The 18,001-nt window shown below is 72.0% G+C and carries 13 protein-coding genes; 5 read left to right on the top strand and 8 right to left on the bottom strand.

The annotated features are described in order from the left end of the window. Nucleotides 1-91: 91 nt before the first annotated feature. On the bottom strand, nt 92-1,333 hold the full coding sequence (locus AB4Y76_RS01905; RefSeq protein WP_441921806.1) for a saccharopine dehydrogenase family protein: 1,242 nt from the start codon (nt 1,331-1,333) through the stop codon (nt 92-94). A 136-nt stretch (nt 1,334-1,469) separates the two neighbouring features. Beyond that, nucleotides 1,470-2,903, bottom strand: coding sequence for a gamma-aminobutyraldehyde dehydrogenase (locus AB4Y76_RS01910; RefSeq protein WP_441921807.1), 1,434 nt, complete (start codon nt 2,901-2,903; stop codon nt 1,470-1,472). Nucleotides 2,904-3,109: 206 nt separating this feature from the next. Here AB4Y76_RS01910 and AB4Y76_RS01915 point away from each other — a divergent pair, with 206 nt between their 5' ends. From AB4Y76_RS01915 to AB4Y76_RS01925, 3 genes are all read left to right on the top strand, one after another. Further along, nucleotides 3,110-4,522, top strand: coding sequence for an aspartate aminotransferase family protein (locus AB4Y76_RS01915; RefSeq protein ID WP_441921808.1), 1,413 nt, complete (start codon nt 3,110-3,112; stop codon nt 4,520-4,522). Between the two features lie 116 nt (nt 4,523-4,638). Next, the gene (locus tag AB4Y76_RS01920) at nt 4,639-6,366 is read left to right on the top strand and encodes an MFS transporter (RefSeq protein WP_441921809.1); all 1,728 of its coding nucleotides are present in this window, start codon (nt 4,639-4,641) and stop codon (nt 6,364-6,366) included. Further along, the gene (locus AB4Y76_RS01925; protein WP_441921810.1) at nt 6,363-9,938 is read left to right on the top strand and encodes an adenylate/guanylate cyclase domain-containing protein; all 3,576 of its coding nucleotides are present in this window, start codon (nt 6,363-6,365) and stop codon (nt 9,936-9,938) included. The genes AB4Y76_RS01920 and AB4Y76_RS01925 overlap by 4 nt, the downstream gene beginning before the upstream one ends. A gap of 21 nt (nt 9,939-9,959) precedes the next feature. On the opposite strand, the gene AB4Y76_RS01930 is transcribed toward AB4Y76_RS01925, so the two are convergent. From AB4Y76_RS01930 to AB4Y76_RS01950, 5 genes are read right to left on the bottom strand one after another with little or no spacing between them, the layout of a single operon-like run. Continuing rightward, the gene (locus AB4Y76_RS01930; RefSeq protein WP_441921811.1) at nt 9,960-11,390 is read right to left on the bottom strand and encodes an NAD(P)/FAD-dependent oxidoreductase; all 1,431 of its coding nucleotides are present in this window, start codon (nt 11,388-11,390) and stop codon (nt 9,960-9,962) included. Beyond that, entirely contained in the window at nt 11,387-12,208 is an 822-nt protein-coding gene (locus tag AB4Y76_RS01935) for an ABC transporter permease (RefSeq protein WP_441921812.1), read from the bottom strand. The genes AB4Y76_RS01930 and AB4Y76_RS01935 overlap by 4 nt, the downstream gene beginning before the upstream one ends. Further along, complete coding sequence (locus AB4Y76_RS01940) at nt 12,205-13,113, bottom strand: ABC transporter permease (protein ID WP_441921813.1); 909 nt, start codon at nt 13,111-13,113, stop codon at nt 12,205-12,207. The genes AB4Y76_RS01935 and AB4Y76_RS01940 overlap by 4 nt, the downstream gene beginning before the upstream one ends. A gap of 3 nt (nt 13,114-13,116) precedes the next feature. Further along, nucleotides 13,117-14,265: an ABC transporter ATP-binding protein gene (locus tag AB4Y76_RS01945; protein WP_441921814.1), complete on the bottom strand. Its 1,149-nt coding sequence runs from the start codon at nt 14,263-14,265 to the stop codon at nt 13,117-13,119. After that, on the bottom strand, nt 14,258-15,421 hold the full coding sequence (locus tag AB4Y76_RS01950; protein WP_441921815.1) for an ABC transporter substrate-binding protein: 1,164 nt from the start codon (nt 15,419-15,421) through the stop codon (nt 14,258-14,260). Before AB4Y76_RS01950 ends, AB4Y76_RS01945 begins: the two co-directional genes overlap by 8 nt. Nucleotides 15,422-15,561: 140 nt before the next feature. Here AB4Y76_RS01950 and AB4Y76_RS01955 point away from each other — a divergent pair, with 140 nt between their 5' ends. Together AB4Y76_RS01955 and AB4Y76_RS01960 are read left to right on the top strand one after the other, a co-directional pair. Then, nucleotides 15,562-16,044, top strand: a complete 483-nt coding sequence (locus AB4Y76_RS01955) for an Lrp/AsnC family transcriptional regulator (RefSeq protein WP_441921816.1) — start codon at nt 15,562-15,564, stop codon at nt 16,042-16,044. Next, nucleotides 16,029-17,408: an NAD(P)/FAD-dependent oxidoreductase gene (locus AB4Y76_RS01960; protein ID WP_441921817.1), complete on the top strand. Its 1,380-nt coding sequence runs from the start codon at nt 16,029-16,031 to the stop codon at nt 17,406-17,408. Before AB4Y76_RS01955 ends, AB4Y76_RS01960 begins: the two co-directional genes overlap by 16 nt. Here the strand turns inward: AB4Y76_RS01960 and AB4Y76_RS01965 are convergent. After that, on the bottom strand, nt 17,388-17,960 hold the full coding sequence (locus AB4Y76_RS01965; protein ID WP_441921818.1) for a hypothetical protein: 573 nt from the start codon (nt 17,958-17,960) through the stop codon (nt 17,388-17,390). The two genes, AB4Y76_RS01960 and AB4Y76_RS01965, sit on opposite strands and share 21 nt — an antisense overlap. Between the last annotated feature and the right edge of the window lie 41 nt (nt 17,961-18,001).

The raw sequence follows: 18,001 nt of genomic DNA on the forward strand, positions 1-18,001 counted from the left end.
AGGAAGCCGGGCCGACAGGGACCTCCCCTGGGAGGGTGACTTCGCTACGCCATTTGGGGGTACGCCGTGCCCTGGTCCGCCCCGGCGCGGGTCACTGCTCCCGGATGCCCCAGGGTGCGCCGTACGCCGTCAGCAGGTCGAGGAACGGAACCGCGTCGAACGCCTCCGGCCCGAGGACGCCGGAGCCTGCCCACACCCCCGTAGCGAGCAGCTCCAGCGCCACGACCGGGTTGACCGCCGTCTGCCAGACGACGCACTGGTGCCCGTACTCGGTCATCGTCCACGTGTTGTCGACCACGTGGTACAGGTACGTCGACCGCGGCCCCGTCGGGTTGCCGTCGGCGTCCTTGCCCGTCCCGGTCACCCAGAGCCCGGCACAGGTCTTGCCGCGCATCCGCGGGCCGACGGTCGCCGGGTCCGGCAGCACCGCCGCGACCACGTCGCGCGGACTCACCTCGCAGTGCCCACCGGAAGCGGCCTTGACCCGGACCTTCTCGGTGCTGTCGAGGCCGAGGGTGTGCAGCACCCGGAGGATGTTGATGAACTCGTCGCCGAGGCCGTACTTGAAGGTGGCCCGCCGGCAGTCCACCCAGCGCGGCATCAGGAGCACCTCCTCGTGCTCCACGTTGACGCACTCGACCGGCCCGATGCCCTCGGGGAAGTCGAAGACCTCGGGCTCGCTGAACGGGGCGGTGGTGAACCAGCCGCGCCCGGCCTCCCAGATCACCGGCGGGTTCAGGCACTCCTCGATCGTGGTCCACATCGAGAACGACGGCGCGAAGATCTCGTTGCCGTCGTCGTCGGTCACCACCAGGTTCGCGCCGTCGCGGGTGCCGAGCTCGTCGATCTCGGCGAAGAGGTGGTCCGCGGCGTACCGGGCGAACACGTCGGAGAGACCCGGCTCGACGCCGATGCCGACCAGGGCGAGCCGGCCGGCGTCCACCCAGTCGTCGGCGACCGCGAACTGCTCGTCGCCGAGCTTCACCCCGCACTGCTCGTACGGCAGCTCGGGGTGCGGCTTCGACAACGACATCGCCATGTCGAGGTAGTCCGCGCCGGCGGCGAACGCGCCGGAGAAGACCGGCATCGTGAACACCGGGTCGACCGCGTTCATCACGTGGGTGATGCCGTGCTCGCGGCAGAGCGCCGAGACCGAGTCGGCGTCGGAGGCGTCGACCTGCGCGGCGACGAACCGGCCGTCGGCGGCGGCCGCCTTCTCCGCCCGCGCCAGGTCGTAGTCGGCGACCACGATCGCCTCGTAGAAGTCGCGCCGCGCGGCGATCGCCGTGAACGCGCCGCCGACGCCGCCGGCGCCGACCAGCAGGATCCTCATGGCAGAAACCCCGGCCCGTGAGCGTCGTCAGGTGCGGTGCATCGCAAGGCGGAGGAGCGCGGGCGTCCTTCAGCGGAGCGCAGCGGAGCGGACGTCGAGCGACGACAACGCAGCGAGGTGCCGTACATGGCGGCGCTCACTCGCCGATGTAGGACATCACGTGCTTAACCCGGGTGTAGTCCTCCAGGCCGTACATCGACAGGTCCTTGCCGTAGCCGGAGTGCTTGAAGCCGCCGTGCGGCATCTCGGAGACGAACGGGATGTGGGTGTTGATCCAGACGACCCCGAAGTCGAGGCCCTTCGACATCCGCATCGCGCGGGCGTGGTCCTTGGTCCAGACGCTGGAGGAGAGGCCGTACTCGACGCCGTTGGCCCAGCGCAGCGCCTCGGCCTCGTCGGTGAACTTCTGCACGGTCATCACCGGGCCGAAGATCTCCTGCTGGACCTGCTCGTCGTCCTGGCGCAGGCCGGAGAGCACGGTCGGGTCGTAGAAGTAGCCGGTGCTGCCGTTGCGGGACCCGCCGGTGACCAGGCTGGCGTGGTCCGGGAGCCGGTCCACCATCCCGGAGACCTTCTCGAGCTGGGCCTGGCTGTTGAGCGGGCCGTAGTAGGTGTCCTCGCTGTCCGGCATCCCGGTCGGCATCCCCTGGGCGGCCTCGGCCAGCGCCGCCACGAACTCGTCGTGGATCCCCGGCCCGACGAGGACCCGGGTGGCCGCGGTGCAGTCCTGGCCGGCGTTGAAGAGACCGGCTCCGGCGATCCCCTCGGCGGCCTTGGCGATGTCGGCGTCGTCGAAGACGATCACCGGCGCCTTGCCGCCGAGCTCGAGGTGGACCCGCTTGAGGTCGGTGGCCGCCGACCCGGCGACCTCCATGCCGGCCCGGACGGAGCCGGTGATCGCGACCATCTGCGGGATCTTGTGCTCGACCAGCGCGCGGCCGGTGTCGCGGTCACCGCAGACGACGTTGAGGACCCCCGGTGGCAGGAACTCCTGGCAGAGCTCGGCGAGCAGGGTCGAGCTGGCCGGGGTGGTGTCGCTCGGCTTGAGGACGACGGTGTTGCCGGCCGCGAGCGCCGGGGCGATCTTCCAGATCATCATCAGCAGCGGGTAGTTCCACGGGGTCACCTGGCCGACGACGCCGACCGGCTCGCGCCGGATCCAGGAGGTGTGGTCGGCCATGTACTCCCCCGACGAGCGGCCCTCGAGGACGCGGGCGGCGCCGGCGAAGAACCGGAAGTGGTCGGAGGCGTACGGCATCTCCTCGCTGAGCGTCAGGTGCAGCGGCTTGCCGGTGTCGCGGCACTCCACCGCGTTGATCTCGTCGGTGCGCGCCTCGATCGCGTCGGCGATCCGGAGCAGCGCGCTGGCGCGGTCCTGCGGCGTGGTGCTCCCCCACGACTCGAAGGCGGCGGCGGCCGCCCGGTAGGCCCGGTCGACGTCCTCCTCCGAGGACATCGGCGCCTGCGCGTAGACCTCCCCGGTGCTCGGGTCGACGACGTCGTACGTCGCTCCGTCGGCCGCACTCACGGCCTCGCCGTTGACGATGTTCGAGAAGGTCAGGTCAGACATGGGGCAAGTCAAACGACTCACCCGGGACCCGTCAAGCACTCACAACGAAATCCGTTGCACAGAGGTCGTCAATCTCTCGAAAGCAACCCTCAAATGCGCCGTCGGGTGCGGATTCACTTGCATCGGCTCGGGGCGCCTTGGCACACTGAGCCGCAGCGAGTGCCCGGCGCCGAGATCCGGCGCGGCCCGCGAGGGAGCAGATCGAGATGACCGACCAGAACACCAGCAGCGACGACGCGGCCCGCCAGCAGGCGGCCCGGGACCACCTCTGGATGCACTTCACCCGGCACTCGTCGTACGACAAGGCCGACATCCCCACCATCGTCCGCGGCGAGGGCGCCTACGTGTACGACGCGCACGGCCGCCGCTACCTCGACGGGCTGGCCGGTCTCTTCGTCGTCCAGGCCGGCCACGGCCGCACCGAGCTGGCCGAGGCCGCCGCCAAGCAGGCCGCCGAGCTCGCCTTCTTCCCGATCTGGTCCTACGCCCACCCGGGCGCGATGGACCTGGCGGCGCGCCTGGYCGGCTACGCGCCCGGCGACCTGAACCGGGTCTTCTTCACCACCGGCGGCGGTGAGGCCGTGGAGTCGGCCTGGAAGCTGGCGAAGAACTACTTCAAGCTCACCGGCAAGCCGACCAAGCACAAGGTGATCAGCCGCGCGATCGCCTACCACGGCACCCCGCAAGGGGCGCTGTCGATCACCGGCCTGCCCGGGATGAAGGCGCCGTTCGAGCCGCTGGTGCCGAGCACCTTCCGGGTCCCGAACACCAACCTCTACCGCGCGCCCGAGCAGTTCCAGGGCGGCCCGGGCGGTCCTTCCGCGGCCGACGCCGAGGCCTTCGGGATCTGGGCCGCGGACCGGATCGCGGAGATGATCGAGTACGAGGGCCCGGACACCGTGGCCGCGGTCTTCCTGGAGCCGGTGCAGAACTCCGGTGGCTGCTTCCCGCCGCCGCCGGGCTACTTCCAGCGGGTCCGCGAGATCTGCGACGAGTACGACGTGCTGCTGGTCTCCGACGAGGTGATCTGCGCGTTCGGCCGGCTCGGCCACATGTTCGGCGCCGACCGCTACGGCTACCAGCCCGACATCATCACCTGCGCCAAGGGCCTCACCTCGGGCTACTCCCCGCTGGGCGCGATGATCGCCACCGACCGCCTCTTCGAGCCGTTCAGCAAGGGGACGGAGTCGTTCATGCACGGCTACACCTTCGGCGGGCACCCGGTCTCCACCGCGGTGGCGATGGCGAACCTCGACATCTTCGAGCGCGAGCAGCTCAACGAGCACGTCCGCGACACCGAGGGCGCCTTCCGGGCGACCCTGGAGAAGCTGCTCGACCTCCCGCTGGTGGGCGACGTCCGCGGCGACGGGTACTTCTACGGGATCGAGCTGGTCAAGGACAAGGCGACGAAGACGACCTTCGACGACGCCGAGTCCGAGCGGCTGCTCCGCGGCTTCCTGTCCAAGGCGCTCTTCGACGCCGGCCTGTACTGCCGTGCCGACGACCGCGGCGACCCGGTGATCCAGCTGTCCCCGCCGCTGATCTGCGACCAGGAGCACTTCGACGAGATCGAGAGCATCCTGCGTTCGGTGCTGACCGAGGCCGAGAACCTGCTCTAGCCCGCCGGGTCGATGGCCCTTCTTGACTATGGGCAACCGCGGCCGGGGCCCGCGAGGATGCGAGGGAGTCGAGGGGGAACGCCCCCGCGACAGACGCGTGCGTCCGAGGGGGTGCAGTGAGCGTCGAGACCGCAGCACCCACGGGCTTGGTCGGGACCATCAGGTCCGCCGTGTCCGGGACGGGCGCGTCGATCGGGTCGGTGTTCCGCAACCGGAACCTGCGCCGGATCCAGCTCGCGTTCGCCGGGTCGAGCATCGGCGACTGGGCCTACTCCACGGCCGTGATCGTCTGGGCCTACGACGTCGGCGGCGCGAAGACGGTCGGCATCTGGGGCGCGATCCGGCTGCTGCTGATGGCGGTGGTCTCCCCGCTCGCCGCCGGGCTCGCGGACCGGCTCCCCCGCAAGCAGGTGATGATCGCCAGCGACCTGATCCGGGTGGTCCTGGTCTGCGCGGCGACCGCGTGCCTGTACGCCGGCACGCCGCCCGCGCCCGTGTTCGTGCTGGCCACCCTGGTCGCCCTGATCGGGTGCGCGTTCCGGCCGGCCGAGGCCGCGCTGATGCCGTCGCTGGTCGACGGCCCGGAACAGCTCACCGCGTCCAACGGGGTGTCGAGCACCATCGAGAGCCTGGCGTTCTTCGTCGGCCCCGCGCTCGGTGCGCTGATGATCGCGCTGACCGACGTCGAGACCGTCTTCCTGCTCAACGCCGCGACCTTCGGGCTGTCGGCCCTGCTCGTCCTCGGCGTCCGTCCGCTCCCGGGCGCCACCGCCGCGGACCCGGACGAGCCGGGCGACGAGCCAGGCGAAGGGCCCGGCGAAGGGCCCGGCGACGACGGGAAGCCCGGCGTGCTCGCGGAGATGCTGGCCGGGTTCTCGACGATCGGGCGCAGCGGCGACCTGCGGCTGGTCGCGTTCATCATCGCCGCGCAGACCCTGATCGCGGGCGCGTCGCTCGTGTTCACCGTCATCCTCGCCGTCGAGGTCTTCGCGACCGGGGCGGAAGGCGTCGGCTACGTGAACTCCCTCTTCGGGGTCGGAGCGGTCCTCGGCGGGCTGGTCGCGATCGCGAGCGCGCGGCGCAACCGGCAGGCCTCCGACCTGGCGTTCGGCACCCTGCTCTGGTCGCTGCCGCTGCTGCTGGTCGCCTGGCAGCCGGTCACCGCGGTGGTCGTCGTCACGATGTTCCTGCTCGGGCTGGGCAACCCGCTGGTCGACGTGGCCTTCTACACGATCGTGCAGCGCATCACCCCCGACGAGGTGCTGGGCCGGGTCTTCGGTGCGTTCGAGGGCGTGCTGATCGGGTCGATGGCGCTCGGCGCCGCGCTGATGCCCTGGGCCGTCGACCAGCTCGGGTTCAAGACCGCCCTGGCCGTGCTCGCGCTCGTCGTCGGCGTCCCGGTCCTGCTGCTGCTCCCGGCGACCCGCCGGCTCGACTCCCGGCTCCGCCCGCCCGAGGGCCTCGACCTTCTGCGCGGCGTCCCGCTGTTCTCCCCGCTCGGGCCGGCGACGCTCGAGTCGCTCGCGCGCCAGCTGGAGCGCACCACGGTGCGGCCCGGCGACGTGGTGCTCCGCGAGGGCGAGGACTCCGACCGCTTCTACGTCATCGAGTCCGGCGCGGTCGAGATCACCCAGGACGGCGCCGTCCTGCGGCAGGAGCACGCCGGTGACTTCTTCGGCGAGATCGGCCTGCTGCGCGACGTACCGCGCACGGCGACGGTCACCGCGACCGAGGAGACCGTGCTGGTCGCGCTGACCCGGAGCGTCTTCCTCGGTGCGCTCGCCGGCAGCGACGAGTCGCGGGTCGCCGCGGAGGACATCGTCTCTCGTAGGCTGGCCACATGACGGCTGCGGGCAGCTGCCGGTCGTGCGGTGCGGGAGGGCTCGCCGAGGGCGCGAAGTTCTGCCACGAGTGCGGCGCGCCCACGTCCGCCGCCTGCACCTCCTGCGGCGAGGTCCTCCTCGCCGGCGCGCGCTTCTGCAGCAGCTGCGGTGCGAGCCAACCGGTCGCGGCCGGGGCCGGGGCGGGCGCGACGGCCACCGCGCGACCCAGCGCCCAGCCCGTGCCCGTCGCCGCACGGCGGGTGACCAGCGTGCTCTTCGCCGACCTGGTCTCCTTCACGACGCTCTCGGAGTCGCGCGACACCGAGGACGTGCGCGAGCTCCTCTCCTCCTACTTCGAGGACTGCCGGCTGATCGTGGAGCGCTACGGCGGCACGATCGAGAAGTTCATCGGCGACGCCGTGATGGCCGTCTGGGGCGTGCCGACCGCCCACGAGGACGACGCCGAGCGGGCCGTGCGCGCGGCGCTCGAGCTGACCACGGCGGTCGAGGCGCTCGGCGAGCGCCAGGGCGCGCCCGGGCTCTCCATGCGCGCCGGCATCGTGACCGGCGAGGTGGCCGTCACCATCGGCGCCACCCACCAGGGCATGGTCGCCGGCGACGCCGTGAACACCGCCTCGCGGGTGCAGACCGCCGCGGTGCCGGGCCAGGTCTGGGTGGACGAGACCACCCGGCTGCTGACCTCCTCGGCGATCACCTACGTCGACGTCGGGTCCCACACACTGAAGGGCAAGGCCGAACCGGTCCCGCTGTGGGCCGTGCGGGCCGTGGTCGCGAGCATCGGCGGCGCCCAGCGGGCCGACGGCCTGGAGGCACCGCTGGTCGGACGGGACCGCGAGCTGCGGCTGGTCAAGGAGCTCTTCCACGGCGCCGCCGAGAGCGGCGGCCCCGCGCTCCTCGTCATCGACGGCGAGCCCGGCGTCGGCAAGTCCCGGCTCGCCTGGGAGTTCGAGAAGTACGTCGACGGCCTGACCCAGCTCACCTTCTGGCACAGCGGGAGGTGCGTCGCCTACGGCGAGGGGGTCGCCTTCTTCGCGCTCGCCGAAGCGTTCCGGGTCCGGCTCCAGGTGCTGGCCCGCGACGGCAGCGACGCCAGCGGTGACGAGCCCGAGGACCCCGAGACGGTGCTCGAGCGCGGCCTGGCCGGCCTCGAGCTCCCCGACGAGGAGCGCGTCTGGATGCGGCCCCGGATCGGCGCCCTGCTGGGGGTCGGGTCGGTCGGCACGTTCCCGCGCGAGGACCTGTTCTCGGCCTGGACCACCTTCCTCGAGCGGGTCTGCGCCTCCGAGCCCGACGGCCAGGTCGTGCTGGTCGTCGACGACGCCCAGCACGCGGACGAGGGCCTGCTGCAGTTCCTCGAGCACCTGCTGGTCGCCGGTTCGTTCCCCTGCCTGGTCGTGCTGCTGACCCGCCCCGGGCTGCTGGAGGAGCACCCGCGGCTGGCCACCAACCGGCGGGCCACCGTCGTACACCTGCCGAAGCTGACCGACGCCGACGCCTCGGCGCTGCTCTCGGGGCTGGTGGTCGGGCTCCCCGAGGAGGTCCGTCAGGGGCTGGTGGCCCGGTCCGAAGGCCTCCCCCTCTACGCGATCGAGACGGTCCGGTCCCTGATCGACCGGGACCTGGTCGTGCCGCGCGGCGGTCAGTACGTCCTGGCCGACCCGGACGCGCTCGACCTGACCACGATCGGCGCCCCGGCCTCGCTGCAGGCCCTGATCGCCGCCCGCCTCGACTCGCTCTCCGCCGACCAGCGGCTGGTCCTGGACCACGCCAGCGTGCTGGGGGTCTCGTTCCCGCGGGCGAACATCGAGGCGCTCTGCGCCGGCGTCGAGGACCTGGACGGCGTCCTGGCCGGGCTCGTCCGCCAGCAGCTGCTCGGCTACGTGTCCAGCCGGCTCTCCGCCGACTACGGCGAGTACCGCTTCGAGCAGACGGCGGTCCGGCAGGTGGCGTACGCGATGCTCGGCCGCCGCGACCGCAAGGCGCTGCACCTGGCGGTCGTCGCCCAGTACGAGGCCGAGGCCGACGCCGCCGGGGACCTGGCCCCGTTCATCGCCCAGCACTACCTGGACGCGATCGAGGCCGCCCCGGCCGACCCCGACGTCCCGCAGCTCAAGGAAGCCGCCATCGCCCAGCTGACGCGCGCGGCCAGTCGCGCCCGCGGCCTGGGCGCCCAGCAGGACGCGGCCGGCCACCTCCGGGCGGCCCTGCGGCTCTCCCCCGACCCCACCTCGACGGCACGGCTGCGCCTGCAGCTCGCCGACGCGCTGCTGATGGCCGGCGACTACGACGCCGTCGCCGAGCACGCGACCGCCGCCGCCGCCGCCTTCGACGCCGAGGGCGACGACGTGTCGGCCGGCCGCGCCGTCGGCCTGCACGGCATGGCCCTGGCCCGGCAGGGGGACGTCACCGAGGCCCAGGCGCTGGTGCTGCCGCGGTGGGAGGCGCTGTCCGGCCGGGCGGATGCCGCGCACGCCCTGCTCGGGCTCGCCTCCGCGATGACGGCGATCAAGACCTCCCTCGGGCAGAGCCCGCGGGAGTTCGCGGAGGCGCGGCTCCAGCTCGCCCTCCGGCTGGGAGACCAGCAGGAGTACTGCGCCGCGCTGACCCCGCTGGCCGGGCATTTCATCGTCGTCGGGCTGCCGTCGGTGTGGCGGACGCTCACCCAGGCCGCCGCCGACGTGGCGCGCGAGCACCACCAGCCGGCAGCCCTGGCCCGCGCCCTCGGCAACCTCGCGGCCGGCAACCTCGACGTCGACCTGCAGCAGGCGCTCGACCTGGCCCGGGAGACCCGCGCCGTCGCCCGCACGGTCGGCGACGACTCGATGCGGCGCAACGCCGACGTCAACGTCATGATCGCCGCGTTCGCGGCCGGCGAGTGGGCCCAGATCGACGCGGACGTCAGCGACGCCGAGGTGACCTCGCACCCGTACGTCGTCCCGATCTGGGCGGCCCTCGACGGCTTGATGCGCCAGGCCCGGGGACTCCCCGCCGCCGTCGGGCCGGAGATCCCGGACACCGAGGACGTCGGCCTGAACGCGTGGGGAGACCACGCCAAGGGCATCCACGCGCTCGGGGCCGGACAGCTCGGGCGGGCAGCCGAGCTCGAGCTGGCGGCGGTGCAGACCATCCACGGGCTCTCCGGCCTGAGCGACGACTTCCCGATCATGTTCCAGACCGGCGTCGAGACCGCCCTCGCCGCCGGTGACGACACCGCGCTGGCCACCCTGCTGGAGATGGTCCACTACGACGACGACACCGACCACAGCCTGTCGCGGGCGATCCGGGGGCACTGCGCCCGCACCCGCGGGCTGCTCGCCGTCCGCGCCGCGGACCCGGACGCGGCGGAGCCCGCCTTCCGGCAGGCGATCGAGCACTACCGGGCCTGGCGGTCCCTCCTGTACCAGCGCCGCAGCGAGGCCGACCTGGCCGTCCTCCTGGTCGCGACCGGGCGGCTGGAGCAGGCGACACCGCTCCTGGAGGAGGTCCGCGCCTGCTACGCCGAGCTCGGCGCCGCCGCCTGGTCGGCCGAGCTCGACGCCCGGCTGCCGGCGTCGGTCGCGCCCGGCGGCTGAGGGCGCACCGGCCGGGTACACCTAGGAGTCGAAGCCGAGCCCCAGCCGGGACATCGTCCGCAGCCAGAGGTTCTCCCGGCCGCCGTTCGCGTCCGCCTTCGCCAGCGACCAGCGGGTGGCCTGGATGCCGGCCCAGCGCAGCGGTTCGGGCGGGAACGGCAGCGGTCGCTCCCGGACCAGCCGCAGCGCGGTCCGCTCGGTCTCGGCGCCGGCGACCTGGTCGAGCGCGACCTCGGCGGCGAACCGGGTCGCGGCGACCCCGAGGCCGGTGAACCCCAGGGCGTAGGCCACCTCGCCGTCGTACGCGGTGCCGTGGAACGCGGTGAACCGGGTGCAGGTGTCGATGACGCCGCCCCACTGGTGGGTGAACCGCAGCCCCTCGAGCTGCGGGAAGGTCTCGGCGAAGTGCTCGGCGAGCAGCGCGAAGGTCTCCGGGCGCTGGTCGTGCTCGGGCCGCAGGCCGCTGGCGTAGTGGTAGATCGCGTCGTACCCGCCCCAGAGGATCCGGCCGTCCCGGGTGGTCCGGTAGTAGTGGAACTGGTTCGTGCGGTCGCCGATCCCCTCGCGGCCGGCCCAGCCGATCGCGGCACGCTGCTCGGCGCTCAGCGGCTCGGTCATCAGCGCGTAGTCGTAGACCGGGACCGTCATCAGCCGGAGCCGCCGCAGCAGCGGGCGGAACGCGTTCGTCGCCAGCACGACCCGGCGCGCCGACACGGTGCCGCCGGTGGTCCGGACCTGCATCCGGCCGCGCACGGTTCCATGCTCCGCGCGCCCGAGACGCAGCGCCCGGGTGCCCTCGTGGATCTTCACCCCCCGGCGCAGGCAGGCCCCGCGCAGCCCCCAGGCCAGCCGGGCCGGTTCCAGCACGGCGGAGTCCGGGTCGTGCAGCGCGCCGAGGTAGGTCGGCGAGTCCACCCGGGCCCGCACCTGGGCCGCGTCGAGCAGCGTCAGCCGGTGCCCGTACGCCGCGGCCTCGGCCTGCTCCTCGGCGAGCCCGGCCACCTGCTCGGGGAGGGTCGCGACGCTGAGCGCGCCGGCGTGCACGAAGTCGCAGTCGATGCCCTCCTCGGCGATCGTGCGCCCGATCGCCTCCAGGTTCTCCCGGCCCAGCCGGAGCAGCGTGCCGAGCTCGTCGGGCCAGCGGGACAGGCCGTTGCCGAAGCCGTGGGTCAGGCTGGCCTCGCAGAAGCCGCCGTTGCGCCCGCTGGCCGCGTGCCCGCAGGTCTCCGCCTCGATCAGGGTCACGTCCCGGCCGGGCTCGCGGGTGACCGCGAGCAGCGCCGTCCAGAGGCCGAGGTAGCCGCCGCCGACGACGAGCAGGTCGGTGCCGGTGTCGCCGGCGAGCGCCGGCAGCGGGTCCGGGCGGGCGGGGTCGTCGAGCCAGTACGGCACCGGCGAGGCGCCGGCCAGCGCCCGGGCTGCCCGGGCCGCGGGCTCCACGGCCGGGCTCATCGAGCGAGCGCCTTGGCCTGCCTGCGGTTGTTCCACTCGCCGCCGAGGACGATCATGATCGCGATCAGGAACATCAGCGAGCCGATGACGTTGACCTGCATCGGCACCCCGCGCTGGGAGACGCCCCAGACGTACATCGGGAAGGTGACCGTCTGGCCGGCGTTCAGGTTGGTGATGATGAAGTCGTCGAAGGACAGCGAGAAGCTCAGCAGCGCGGCCCCGAGGACGCCTGGCAGCACCAGCGGGAACGTCACCTTCCAGAACGTCTGCGACTCGGTCGCGTAGAGGTCCATCGCGGCCTGCTCCAGGTTGGCGTCGAGGCCGTTGAGGCGCGCCTTCACGGTGACGATCACGAACGACAGGCAGAACATCACGTGCGCCAGGAAGATCGTCCAGAAGCCCAGCGGGATGAAGTTGGTCGCCACGAAGAGCGCCAGCAGCGAGGAGCCCATCACGATCTCGGGCGAGGCCATCGGCAGGAAGATCACCAGGTTCGCCCCGGAGCGGCCCCGGAACCGGTGCCGGACCAGCGCGAACGCCGCCAGGGTGCCGATGATGGTCGCCGCGAGGGTGGCGAGCAGCCCGATCTCGATGCTGCGCGCGACCGCCGAGCACATCCCGGACGGCTTGCACGGGTGCAGCCAGTTGTTCAGCGTGAACTCCTGGAACCGGTACAGGTTCCGGGACTTGCTGTTGTCGTTGAAGCTCATCAGCAGGACGACCGCGATCGGGACGAACATGTAGACGAGGACGAGCAGCCCGAGGATCAGGATCAGGTGGTCGCTCAGCCAGAGCCGGAACCGGCCGAAGGTGCTCACACCAGGTCCTCCGTCCCGCTCTTGCGGACGTAGACCAGCACCATGCCGACGATCACGACCATGAGGATCACCGAGAGCGCGCCGGCCGCGGCGTAGTCCTGGTTGGTGGTGAACAAGTCCTGGATCACGTTGCCGACCATCCGCTGGTTCGGGCTGCCGAGCAGCGTGGCGTTGATGAAGTCGCCCGCCGCCGGGATGAAGGTGAGCAGCGTCCCCGCGACCACACCCGGCAGCGACAACGGCCAGGTGACCTTGAAGAAGGCCCGGATCGGCGAGGCGTAGAGGTCGCCGGCGGCCTCGATCAGGCGGTGGTCGATCTTCTCCAGGCTCGCGTAGAGCGGCAGCACCATGAACGGCAGGAAGTTGTAGGTCAGGCCGGCGATCACCGCGACCGGGGTGGCCAGCAGTCGGCCGTTCGCGCCGAGGAGGTGCACCGCCTGGAGCGCGTTCACGATCCAGCCGTCGTCGGCCAGGATCAGCTTCCAGGACAGCGTCCGGATCAGGAAGCTGGTGAAGAACGGCGCGATCACCAGGACCAGCAGCAGGTTGCGCCAGCGGCCGGCCTTGAAGGCGATCGCGTAGGCGAGCACGTAGCCGAGCACCAGGCAGATCAGCGTCGCCAGGCCGGCGTACCAGAGGGCACGGAGCAGCGGCTGCCAGTAGTCACGGAGCGCGTCCGGGAAGTTCTGCCAGTGGAAGGTGACCTTGTAGCCCTCCAGCACCGAGCCGGTCGGGTCGTACAGGCTGGTCGCCAGCAGCGAGTAGAACGGGATGACGAAGAAGATGCCGAGCCAGAGGGCCGCCGGCAGGATCAGCCAGTAGCCGGTGAGCTTGCGCCTCGGCGCCGGCGGCGGACTCGCCTGCGGGCTGGCCGTCGGGGTCGGGGTGACCGTGTCGGTGGCCACGGTCTACGCCTCCTCGATCCCGGCGTTCACGTCCTGGCTGGCGTCGAGAAGGAAGGCGAACTCGGGGCGCCAGGAGACGTCGACCCGGGTGCCGGGGGCGATGATGCTGCGGGTGCCGGTGTTCTGCTCGAACGCCATCAGCTCCTGGCCCCAGGGCATCCGCACCAGGTACTGGGTGCTGACCCCGACGAAGCTGACGTCGGTGACGTGGCCGCCGCTCATGTGGTTGCCGGGCGCGTCGATCGGCTCCCCCTCGGGGGCGATCATCACCTTCTCCGGGCGGATCCCGACCCAGCCGTCACCGTGGTCGGCGTGCGCCCGGTCGGCGGGGATCGAGACCATCGTCCCCTCCATGTCGACCTTGACCACGTCGCCGTCGCGGCCGGCGATCTTGCCGGCGATCAGGTTCGACTGGCCGAGGAAGTTCGCCACGAAGGTCGTCGCCGGGTTCTCGTAGAGCTCGGTCGGGCTGCCCATCTGCTCGATCACCCCGGCGTTCATCACCGCGATGGTGTCGGCCATCGTCATGGCCTCCTCCTGGTCGTGGGTGACGTGCACGAAGGTGAGGCCGACCTCGGTCTGGATCCGCTTGATCTCCAGCTGCATCGACCGGCGCAGCTTCAGGTCGAGCGCGCCGAGCGGCTCGTCGAGCAGGAGCACCTCCGGGCGGTTGATCAGCGCCCGGGCCAGCGCGACGCGCTGCTGCTGGCCGCCGGAGAGCTGCGCCGGCTTCTTGCGGGCCTGGCTGGTGAGCTCGACCAGGTCGAGCATCTCGCCGACCTGCTTCTCGACCTCCCGCGACCTGCGGCGGCGCAGCCCGAAGGCGACGTTCTCGTAGATGTCGAGGTGCGGGAAGAGCGCGTAGCTCTGGAACACGGTGTTGACCGGGCGCCGGTACGGCTTCTCGTAGGTCACGTCGAGGTCGCCGAGGTGGATCGACCCCGAGGTCGGCGTCTCCAGCCCGGCCACCATCCGCAGCGTCGTGGTCTTGCCGCAGCCCGAGGGGCCGAGCAGCGCGAAGAACGAGCCCTGCGGGACGACGAGGTCGAGCGCCTTCACCGCGGTGAACGTCGCGAACTCCTTGGTCAGCGCGGTCAACCGCAGGTCCCGCGACGCGGACGCCTGCCGTGCGGCGGCCTGTGCCTCAGCCACTTGTGACATCGGAGTACTCCTTGCCGTAGCGACGGTTCTGCTCCTCGTTGAGCGCCATGAACGTGTGCGTGACCGCGAGGGTCTTGTCGGTCGGGAAGATCAGCTCGTTGCTGACGAGGTCGGGGTTGACCTTCTCCATGGCCTGCTGGGCGCCCTTGACCGGGCAGATGTAGTAGACGTACGCCGCCAGCCGGGCCGCGACCTCGGGGTCGTAGTAGTAGTTGATCCACTGCTCGGCGTTCGCCTGGTGCCGGGCCAGGTTCGGGACGAGCATGTTGTCGGCCCAGATCATGTGACCCTCCTCGGGCGTCACGAAGACGATGTCCTCGCTCTCCGCCGCGGCCACGTCGCCGGACCAGGCCTCGCAGGCGAGGATGTTCCCGGCGGCCAGGTCCTGGATGTACTCGTTGCCGGTGAAGGCCCGGATCTGCCCGGCGCCGCGGGCCTTGCGCAGCGTGTCCAGTGCCGTCTCCCACTCGGCGTCGGTGAACTTCGCCGGGTCCGAGCCGTTCATCAGGAGCAGGAAGCCCATCGTGTCCCGCAGCTCGGTGAGCAGCGAGATGCGGCCACGGAGGTCGGAGCGGGTGAGCAGCTCGGTGAAGGACCGGACCTCCTTGACCTTCTTCTTGTTGTAGGCGATGCCGGTCAGGCCGCTCTGCCACGGGGCCGAGGACTTCCGCTCGGGGTCCCAGCCCACGTGCGCCAGCGAGTCGATCAGGTTGGCGTGCAGGTTCGGCACCTTGGCGGCGTCGAGAGGCTGGATCCAGCCGGACTGGATCATCCGGGCGGCCATCCAGTCGGTGAGCACGAAGAGGTCCCGGTCCGAGGACTGGCAGGCCCCGAGCTGGTTCTGCACCTTGGCGAAGAACTCGTTGTTGTCGTTGACGTCGGCGGTGTAGGAGACGTCGATGCCGGTCTGCTTCTGGAAGGTCTGCAGCGTGGTCGGCTCGTCCTCGTCCATGTAGCCGGGCCAGTTGGAGACGATCAGCCTCTTCTCCTGCGAGGAGAGGTCCGTGGCCGTGCAAGTCGCCGGGTCCTGGTGCTTGCTCGGTGTCCCGAACAGCGGAAGGACAGCCAAACTGCCGGCGGCGAACACCGCTCCGCCCGCAGCCCCCTTGAGAACCGTCCTCCGGCTGAGCCGAGAATCCTCTGCCACGAAACCTCCCCTGCGCTTTGCGACGCATCGTGACACGGCAATCAGCCCCGGACAAGGGATTCCGTCGTCACGATCTTGTTTCGCAACGAAAACCGGCACTGAAACTTGCCTGACGCGTCCGGAACCGCCACCATGGCGCCATGTCCGAGACCGAGCAGCACCAAGCCCGCCGGAACACCCCGCTGGACGACGTGTCCAAGGCGATCATCGAGCAGCTGCAGCAGGACGGCCGCCGCCCGTACGCCAAGATCGGCCAGGCCGTCGGGCTCTCCGAGGCCGCGGTCCGGCAGCGGGTCCAGCGGCTCATCGACTCCGGCGTGATGCAGATCGTCGCCGTCACCGATCCGATGGAGCTCGGCTTCGCCCGCCAGGCGATGATCGGGATCACCGTCGAGGGCCCGCTCGAGCCGGTCGCCGACGCGCTCGCGGAGATGGACGAGATCGAGTACGTCGTGATCACCGCGGGCGGTTTCGACGTCCTCGCCGAGGCGGTCTGCGAGAGCGACGCGCACCTGCTCGGCGTGCTCTCGAACCAGATCCGCGCCATCCCCGGCGTCCGCGCCACCGAGACCTTCGTCTACCTCAAGCTCCGCAAGCAGACCTACTCGTGGGGCGTGCGCTGAGCGTCTCGCTCTGGCAGGACACCCTCGGCGAGCCGGTCTCGCCGCGCAGGCCGCTGCCCGGCCCCGCGTCGTACGACGTCGCCGTGGTCGGCGCCGGCTACACCGGGCTCTGGACGGCCTACTACCTGCGCCGCGCCGACCCGCGGCTGCGGATCGCGGTGCTGGAGGCCGAGCACGCCGGCTTCGGGGCGTCGGGGCGCAACGGCGGCTGGTGCAGCGCGCTGTTCCCGACGTCGTGGTCGCGGCTGGTCGCCGCCTCCTCCCCCGCCGAGGCGCTGCGCCTGCACCGGACGATGGCCGGCACCGTCGAGGAGGTCGGCCGGGTCTGCGCGGAGGAGGGCATCGACGCCGGTTTCGTCCGCGGCGGCACCGTCACGCTGGCCCGGTCCGGGCCGCAGGTCACCCGGCTGCGCGCCGAGCTCGCCGAGGCGCACGGACGCGGCTTCACCGCGGAGGACCTGCGCTGGCTGGACGCCGGCGAGGCGGCCGACGTCCTGGTCGCGCGTGACGTCCGGGGGGCGCTGTTCACGCCGCACTGCGCCCGGATCCACCCGGCCCGGCTGGTCCGCGGCCTCGCCCGGGTCGTCGAGGCCGCCGGCGTGGACGTCTTCGAGCAGACCCCGGTCCGCGAGCTGCTCCCCCGCGCCGTGCGCACCGACGCCGGGACGGTGACCGCCGACGTCGTCGTCCGCGCCACCGAGGGCTGGACGGCCCGGCTGCCCGGGGCGCGCCGGGCGGTCGCGCCGGTGTACTCGCTGATGGTCGCCACCGAGCCGCTGCCGCCGTCGGCGTGGGACCGGATCGGACTGGCCGGACGAGCCACCTTCACCGACGGCCGGCACGTGATCGTCTACGGCCAGCGCACGGCCGACGACCGGATCGCCTTCGGCGGCCGCGGGGCGCCGTACCACCTCGGCTCCCGGATCGAGCCGCGGTTCGACGCCGAGCCCGCCGTCTTCGCGATGCTGCGCGACACCCTGCGCGACCTGCTCCCCGGGCTCGGGGCCGACGTGGCCTTCACGCACGCCTGGGGCGGCCCGCTCGGCATCGCCCGGGACTGGGCGGCCTCGGTGGGGCTCGACCGGCGTACCGGGCTGGCCTGGGCGGGCGGCTACGTCGGCGACGGCGTCGGCACCAGCAACCTGGCCGGCCGCACGCTCGCGGACCTGGTCACCGGCCGGGACAGCGACCTGGTCACGCTGCCCTGGGTGGGGCACCGCAGCCGCCGCTGGGAACCGGAGCCGCTGCGCTGGCTCGGGATCAACGCCGGCCTGCGGGCGATGCGCCTGGCCGACGCCGAGGAGCACCGCACCGGCCGCCCGAGCGTGGTCGCCCGGGCGATGTCACCCCTGGTTCACGGCTGAGGGCGCCTCGGGCGCTCCCGACACCCCGGCGGCCTCGGCCTCGGCGGCCTTCTTCGCCTTGAGCGCGGCCCGGGCCGGACCCGAGCCGGGGATGTAGCCGGCCCGCCGGGCCGGGTTCCCGGCCCAGATCTCGTAGGCGCCGGTGCTCTCCCGCAGGACCGAGTTGGCGGCCACGATGGTGCCCTGGCCGACGGTCAGGGTGCCGCGGGCGCTGAGCAGCACCGCGCCGGCGCCGAGGATCACGTCGTCCTCGAGGACGAAACCGCCGAAGTCCGGCTGCGGCTCGTCCCAGATGTCACCGCGGCCGAGCGTGACGCCGTGGAACAGGGTCACGTTCTTCCCGATCACCGTGCGTGCGTGGATCGTGATCGTCCCGATGTGCGGGATGTACGGCGGGTGCTCGGGGGCGTAGCTCCACGGCCCGATGGAGACGCCCCGCCAGCGCAGCCACTGGTGGATCGGGTACCCGATGAAGCGCTTCTGCTGCATCCGCAGCGCCCACATCGTGATCCGCTCCGGGGGACCCGTCGGAGACCGGAAGTTGCGTTCCATGGCCGGAAGGATAGGTCACCCGTTTGCAACCGTGGCCGGAG

The organism is Marmoricola sp. RAF53 (assembly GCF_052114005.1).
Taxonomy (GTDB): Bacteria; Actinomycetota; Actinomycetes; order Propionibacteriales; family Nocardioidaceae; genus Marmoricola.